Here is a 7,558-nt window from a genome sequence, read left to right on the forward strand (position 1 = left end):
CTTGGAATGAAAAACGACTGATGATTTCATTGTTTTCTTCCAATCTATTTTCCGCACCACTACTTTCAACAACCTCTTCAAAGACTTCTGAGCTAAAACGTTCGTCAATCATTTTTCAACTTGATGTTCCAAATTTTGAAGTTGCTCTGGATTGGCATTAAAGGCCCCAAATTCAACACGAGTCTTAGGATACTTGGCTACGAATGCTAACACTTGATAAATAGCCTCTAAATCCAACTGATTCAAATCAACCTGATAGAAAATCTTAGACTCTTTAACACGTTGACTGGTTCCCAAAGCCAAACGGGTATCAAAGGAAGCCATGTGTTTAAGCTTCTTGGCCTCTTCTGGATAGGCGACCTGAAGTTGCTCCAAGTAATCATAGCGGTCAGCAATCAACAAGTCCACTTGCGACAAAAAGCCTGCATAGGCATCAATACTGTCATCTTGATTTCGTTCTGCAAACCAGGTCAAAATCTTGGTATTTTCTGTTGGCAAGTGATTAAAGAGGGGCTTGTTGTGACGCAAGTCTGAAGCTATAACAAAACGGTCCTCATTCGTCACTTTTTCTGCCAAAAATTTATCCAAAAATTCCCAAATGACTTCCGAAAGGTCACCGTAGTAACTCTTATTAAAGCGACCGTCTGTTCTAGGATTAGCCACAATCCCACGTCCATCAAAGAAGTGACAAAGCTGCCAAATTCCCTTAGCATTTAGGTAATTGCGATAGATTGGTTGACCATTTTCAAAATAGAGACTACTTGAAACAAAGCCACGGTCATCATAGACATCTTCACGGATGATTTGCTCTTCATCAAAGTAGCGAATCATGGCAATAAAGCCCTCAGTACCGAACTCAATTTCGGCATAACGCTTGTGCTGACATTGAACCACAATAGCAAACGGTGTATAGACAAAAGTAGAGCCTTCAGGCCAGTCCAAATCGGTCACCTGCAGGTTTCGCATAGCTTCATCGCTAATTCCCTGAATCAAGTCAAAGATGGCGGTGGCCTTAACTTCCAAGACATCATGACGGTGTAAGAAATAACGCAAATGCGGCTGGTAGGCCAAAAGCAAGAGCTGCGGAGTCAGCTCCTCATCCTGAAAAATACGGACTTGGTGTAGACTATCATCAAATTCAATTTTTGACGTGTCAGATACCAAGGATCAATGGACGTCTTCCAAAATTCATCCGTCTGCCCATACCAAGCTGGAATAAAATAATACATGAATTCTCCTTTATTGTCTTTACATCACAAAACTTGAGATTGAGGGGTAGACCGATCACATGTCACCAGCCTACCTCTCAACCCCATGAGGGGTGAGTGTTTTATACATTTTCAAAAAGTGGGGTATAGGAAGTGTTGAGCTTCAAAGCTTTCATTTCCTCGTTAACATTGTAAATCATACCGCTAAAAATCAAGAAGGTTCCTGGAATCATACTCAGTTGCAAATAATCTGGATTGACCAAGACAACTAACATGGGAACCCCTGCCATAAAGAGCATGTAAAGGGCACCGATGAAACCAAGTCTAAGAACTAAGCGGTTGATATAAGCACTGGTTTCTTGACCTGGATAAACACCATAGATGTATTCACCCGACTTGCGCATCCGTTCAGAGATTTGTTCACCACTAACATTAACAAAGGCAAAGGCTAAACCGAGAACGAAGAGCATGACCATATAAACGGCCAGCCAGATGGGTTGACCGACAGTCAAGGCCTTGATGGCACCACTGGTCCACTTGTTTTCAGGATGGATAAATTGAATCAGCATAAAGATGTACTGAGGAATGCTGACTAGAGACATGGCATACATGAAAGGCATCCCTCCAGCTGGATTCAACATAATATCCAAGTAAGAATATTGTTTGAAGCGGTTATGAATATTGATTTTATTGATTGAAATACGATATCTGGCCCGTTGGACAACTCCTGAAATATAGAGGAAGACCAAACTGAACAGGATTAAGGGAAGAAAGACATCCCAACCGATACCTAACTTAGTAAAACTCTCCATGACTTGGAAAGGCAAATTAGCCATCATACTTGCCATCAAGATGACAATGGAACCACCAATCCCAAAGAGGGAGTTAAGATCTGATAGCCAGACCAAGAAAAAGGTCCCGGCAATCAACAGAATCGTATTCATAAAAATGGCGAGGCCAGCATTGACCCCGGAGACGATAGGCAGGTTTAAGGACACTGCCAAGGACTGGACGACTGCGATTGCTAGAGTCAAATACATTCGCCTACGGTCCTGAATTTCAATAGGGAGGTTTTTTAAGCCCATTTTCTTAGAGAAAGAAAACATCTGCCAAAGAATCATGGCCGACATCCAAGGCGACAAGCCCACTGAGAAAAGTGACATAGACCTGAGGTTTCCTCCCATCATTGCACTAGAGAAAGCCAAGGAACCTATGACTCCTCCAAAGATATTGGCATGTTTCAAATCCACAAAAGGAAGAACCAATTGATTCCCTACACAATAAATGAAGAGGAAAAAGATGGTCCATAAGACACGCTTGGTAATTATCGATTGACTAATTTTTTCACTATTACTCCTACTTCCTGCCTCTGTGGACAGGCTAATCTTACCTTATGAAAGGCGAGACAGACATTACTCTCTGTCTAAGTCACTGAGTTTTTTTATTTCCTATTCATACCAAAACCAAACGAGCAAAAGCCTCATCAAAGGCTCTTTTTACGCATTTGACGAATGGTCTCAGCCATCTCTTTCCAACGATCTCTTGAGTAGGTCTGTTGGTTATGTTTGGTTGACTTGAGATCCTCAAAGCCTAGAATGGGTTTATTTTCGAACCTAAAGGCATCAAGGATTTCCACTACCTTTCTTCCAGGGTTAATATCCAAAAGGAGGTCACTGGTATGAACCAACTCCAAGTCTAAGCCATTTAAGCCTGCAATGGCTGAGTAAACTGTCACATTGGGATAAGTGATTAATTGTGCCAGTTTATCTGAAACATGCTGGCGACAGGCAATCTTAAACTGAACCTTAGGAAGCGCAGAGATAAGATCTGTCAAATGCGGAATTTCTGCAATATTGGTATAAATCAGGCAGGTAAATGGACGCCCCTTCGGATAAATCATATCCTCTAAGAGTGGTAGCAAGCCAGGATTATCACCCACCCCTGACCAATCCATTTGGGCATAGAACCACCAAACGTCACGATAGGATTGACAGGCTAAAGGCAGCCAAGGCTTACGATGTGAGGCGTAGTGTAAAACCTTAGGATAAGATTGTCCATTAGGCAAATGGAAACCAGCCAAACTTGACTTGGTGACGGCATAGTTATTGTCGAAAGACAAGGGCAACCAGTTATTACGGAAGACCATATTCAAAATAGACTGTTCCGCAAATGGTACCTTATCATGCCACTCACTGGTCATGTCAATTAAGTGGCGTCTCATATTGTATTGCTTCCAATAGGCAGTATCAATCACCATAAACCCGGCATCAAACATATACTGACGGTCCTGAACCTGAATAGCATAATCACGAACAGCAGCAAGAGGACGCCCCTGTAAATCAAGTGTAAAAAGATCCTCCAGTGAACCCGTAACCACCATATCACTATCCAGATACAGTGCCTGTTCCTCAGACACAAAATCAGCTACAAAATAGCGGAGATAGCTGGCATAGTTACTATTAGTCTTGTATTGCTTGATCTGACTACTGTCCACACGACAGTTAATCACCTCACTACCAAAAGCAGCCAGATGACGGTTGAGCCCCCTGAACCATTCTTGTGAGAAATCATCATTAATCAAGTAAAAACGGATATTACGATGGTGGAAAACGATGGACTTCATGGTCGCAAGCACTTGATCAACATAGCCATAGTTAGCCGCTAGGACAATAGCACGCTTTTTGGTCTCATAACGTTGAGGCGCTAAGCGTAAGACCTGATATTTTTCCTGGATAGAGCGGTAGGCATCAGAATGCGTAAGCCCTTGCTCTTCCACATTTTTCAGGCAAGCAGCCAACATCTGACGGTAGGTAATCATGTATTTTTCCATAGGGAAACCATGACTAGCCACAATAGCCAAGCGCTCTTCCATGGCGTAAACCAAGGTCATCATCCAGTCCTGCATCCAAGTCGCCGATGGCATCTCAGGACTCTCACGATAAATATAGAGACCCTTGTTAAGGTAAATCGTGCGCTCACTCATGAGATAGGCCTTAAGATTGAAAAGCCGTCCTCTCCCACATGTTCTTTAGGGAAAAGCAAGTCGTTAAACAAAGAACGCTTGTAGAGTTTTCCAGTCGCAGAGATCAGGGCGATATTAATGTTGTTAGTTTCTTCAAAGAGGCCGTCTATAATCTGAGCCGGTGAATAAACCTGCTCGTAATAGTCTTCATCTTTGATGTGAAAATAAAAGCGATTCTCCGATTCCTTATAGACACTATAATTGGCCACAGCAATATCAGCCTCATAAGCCAAAAGCTTGCTATAGAGGTCTTCCAAATAGGTTGACTCAACCCAATCTTCCGCATCCACATAAGTCACATAGTCACCCTTAGCTTGGCGGATACCAATATGACGGGCATCTGAAAGTCCACCGTTATCCTTTTTAAAATAAAGAATACGTGAGTCCTGAGCAGCATATCTACGGCAAATCGTATCACTATTATCTGTTGACCCATAGTTGATGAGAATGATTTCAAGATTTTGATAGGTTTGACCCAAAACGCTGTCTAAACAGGTCTGAATCTGCTTTTCTACATTGTAGACGGGTATAATTACGGAAATTTTTTCTGTCATTTTTATGTCTTATTTCTTCTAGCTAGTATTAGTGTTCTGTCTCAAACAGCTCCTTATACACAAGGACCCGTTTAAGAGGTTAACAGCAGTTTCTGCAGTCACAAAAGATAAGGACTGTCAGCACTTTCTATATCCTTTTCCCTGATTTTAACGAGACTTAACCATATTAGATTATATCATACAATCACTTAATTTTCTAATAGATTAACTTTTATATGAGGAATTTTTTGCAACATTATTTCCTTTTATTTTCAGAAAAAACTGACAGTTGGGGCGCTTCTAACAAGGGACTAGAAAAAGAGATAGGTCAGATGACAACTATCTCTTAGAATGGTTAAAAAATTTTGGTGGAGGCTCTTAATCTCTCTACTCCCCTTAACCCTTATCCACAATCTTAATGCGACTGCTACCATCATGCGACTTAATGATGGCTAGTTGTTGAGCGATACCTTCTTTCATGTCGTCCACGTGGCTGATGACACCGACCATGCGATTTTCACCGATTTGTTCCAAAACGGCAATAGCCTTGGTCAGGGCTTCCTTGTCTAGTGACCCGAATCCTTCGTCGATGAAGAGGGCTTCAACAACGGCACCCTTGCTGGTATTTTGCACGACTTCTGAGAGGGATAGGGCAATAGCCAGTGCAGCGATAAAGGTCTCACCACCAGACAAGGATTTGACGGAACGCTCGCTACCTGTCAATTGGTCATAGACGTTGATGTCCAAACCAAAGTGATCACGCGCCCTGCGTCCTTCCTCACTCAGGACAAAGGAATAGCGATTATCCGTTAAGAGACCGATGTAGTTGGCATTGGCATAGTCCAAGATTTGTTGGAAATACTGACGGATAACATAGACTTCAAGATTGAGTCGTCCAGTTAGAGCCGTATTTTCTCCCTTGACCACCTTGACCAAGTCACTAAGCTCTTGGTGGGCCTTGAAGGCCTCTTGGTTGCTGTCTTGAAGGGTTTTGGCAGCTTGGTAGGTAGCCATCGCATCCTTAAGACCTTTTTCCATAACGGATACCTGAGCCAACTGCTTATCGTAGCTCTCCTGACTAGCCTCTACTGCCTGTGTTAAATTGCCAAGGTCCGGCTTTTCTTGGCCTTTGATAAACTCTTGACCCTTGACAATCTGCGCCTTCAACTCTTGTTTAAGAGTTTGGTAGCTTGTCAATTGAGCCTGGATCTTAGGAATCGCTTGCTTGTTCACCTCAAGAAGCCAAAGCTGGATTTGCTCTAGGTCATTGGTGAGAGCTCCTTCAGCCTTAAGACTTTGGCCTAATTCAGCTGATAAACGCTGTACATCTTTATTGGCTTTTTCTGTAGAAGTGGTTATGGTCTCAACTTGCCCCTTGATTTCTCTAATATCGGCATGAAGTTGGTTGTAGGCTTCACCATTCTCCTTGACCTTTTTCTCATAAAGAGCCAAATCCTGCTTGGCATGTGCAATACGGTCTTGATAAACCTCTACGGACTCTAGCTCTGGATGAGCTTTCTGCAAGTCCTCTAGGCGCTCCCTAGCTTGGTCAAGCGCTGCCTTAGCCTCTTGATATCTCTTAGCTAAATCTGTCGTCTTTTCTTGAGCTTTACCTATCTCATCTTGATATCGGACATAATCTGTCTCTTCCTTATCATAGCGTGTTTGGAGTTCTTGATAATGCTTCTTAACTTGTTTTAACAAATTTTGTCCATGACTGGACTCATAGCTCTCAGCAAACTCAAATTCAAATTGACCTTCAACTTGTTCCTTCAGTTCTTGGTAATGCTCTTCCAGTGTTTGCTCAGCTTTTGCTACTTGATCAAGCAAATCTTGACGTTTAAATTCGACCTCGCTCAAGGTAGCCTGACGGTTTGATAAGGTAGCGACTTGCTTTTCTTTTTGAACTTGAAGCTTCTCCACCTGGTCCATGAGATCCTTCAAAGCCGCTTCATCAGCTTGTGCTCCATCAACCTTAGGATGTTCCAGAGCACCACAAACCATACAAGGCTGACCATTCTCTAATTCTGCTTGCAACTGGGCAATCATGAGCTGACGACGTGAGGCTATGGTTGTTGCTAACTTCGCTTCCAATTTCTTGAGAATTTCTTGAGCTTGGTCAATCTCCAAAGAGAGCCTTTGATGACGTTTGTCGGTCTTTTCCAACTCCTGATTTAGTTCCTCTTTTTCCTTAAGATCTTGTGCCAGTTGTTTTTCCACACTGTAGCCCACAGACTGTAGGAGTTTTTCGGCCTCATGCAGGCTATCTAAACCAAGACGATTGGCCTCCAAATCTGACAAGGACTGGTTAAGACCTTGAATCTCTTTCGAAGCTTTTTGATAGTTTTCTTCCAACTGCTTGTAGTTAGTCGTTGAACGTTTGATTTTCTCCTGTTCTTGGGCAAGACTCTGGGCATAGATAATGTCCTCCTTCCAAGTTTCAAGCTCCTCTTCTTTTTGAAGAAAATCCCTAGATTGAGCTGTCAGTTCCTCTTTTTGAGCCTTAACGTCCTCAAAAGCCTTCTCCTTGACACTTAAAGCTTCCTGCGCAATTTCAAGGTCTTGCTCTAATTGGAACAACTGCTTTTGATATTGCTTCAATCTACTAATAGTTTCTTGTAACCCTTGAGCAAACTGCAATTCCTCCAAATGCGCTTTAGCTTCTGCCTGTCCTTGAGCTCCCTCCTCAATTTCCAGACGGTAACGCTCCTTGGCATGCTCCAATTCTTGAAAAATCTTTGCCAAATCTTGGGCAGTTTGCAAGCTCTTCTGCAGTTTTGCCAAATCCTCTTGGG

The 7,558-nt window shown here is 42.6% G+C and carries 3 protein-coding genes and 2 pseudogenes; all 5 read right to left on the reverse strand.

Translation table 11 applies throughout. The features are described 5' to 3' along the window. Positions 1 to 108 precede the first annotated feature (108 nt). Positions 109 to 1,164, reverse strand: coding sequence for an accessory Sec system protein Asp1 (gene asp1, locus HSISS2_RS07475; RefSeq protein ID WP_240472013.1), 1,056 nt, complete (start codon positions 1,162 to 1,164; stop codon positions 109 to 111). Positions 1,165 to 1,178: 14 nt separating this feature from the next. Next, positions 1,179 to 1,229 (reverse strand): annotated as a pseudogene (locus HSISS2_RS11960) (hypothetical protein); the annotation flags it as partial. Positions 1,230 to 1,330: 101 nt separating this feature from the next. Further along, a complete protein-coding gene (secY2, locus tag HSISS2_RS07480) occupies positions 1,331 to 2,587 on the reverse strand; it encodes an accessory Sec system protein translocase subunit SecY2 (protein ID WP_134981439.1) in 1,257 nt (418 codons plus the stop codon). 104 nt (positions 2,588 to 2,691) lie between these two features. Continuing rightward, positions 2,692 to 4,784, reverse strand: a pseudogene (locus tag HSISS2_RS07485) (glycosyltransferase). A gap of 375 nt (positions 4,785 to 5,159) precedes the next feature. Continuing rightward, positions 5,160 to 7,558 (reverse strand): SbcC/MukB-like Walker B domain-containing protein (locus HSISS2_RS07490; protein ID WP_134981517.1); only part of this gene is annotated, 2,399 nt, incomplete at its 5' end.

It is taken from the genome of Streptococcus sp. HSISS2 (assembly GCF_000448665.1).
GTDB classification, from domain to species: domain Bacteria; phylum Bacillota; class Bacilli; order Lactobacillales; family Streptococcaceae; genus Streptococcus; species Streptococcus raffinosi.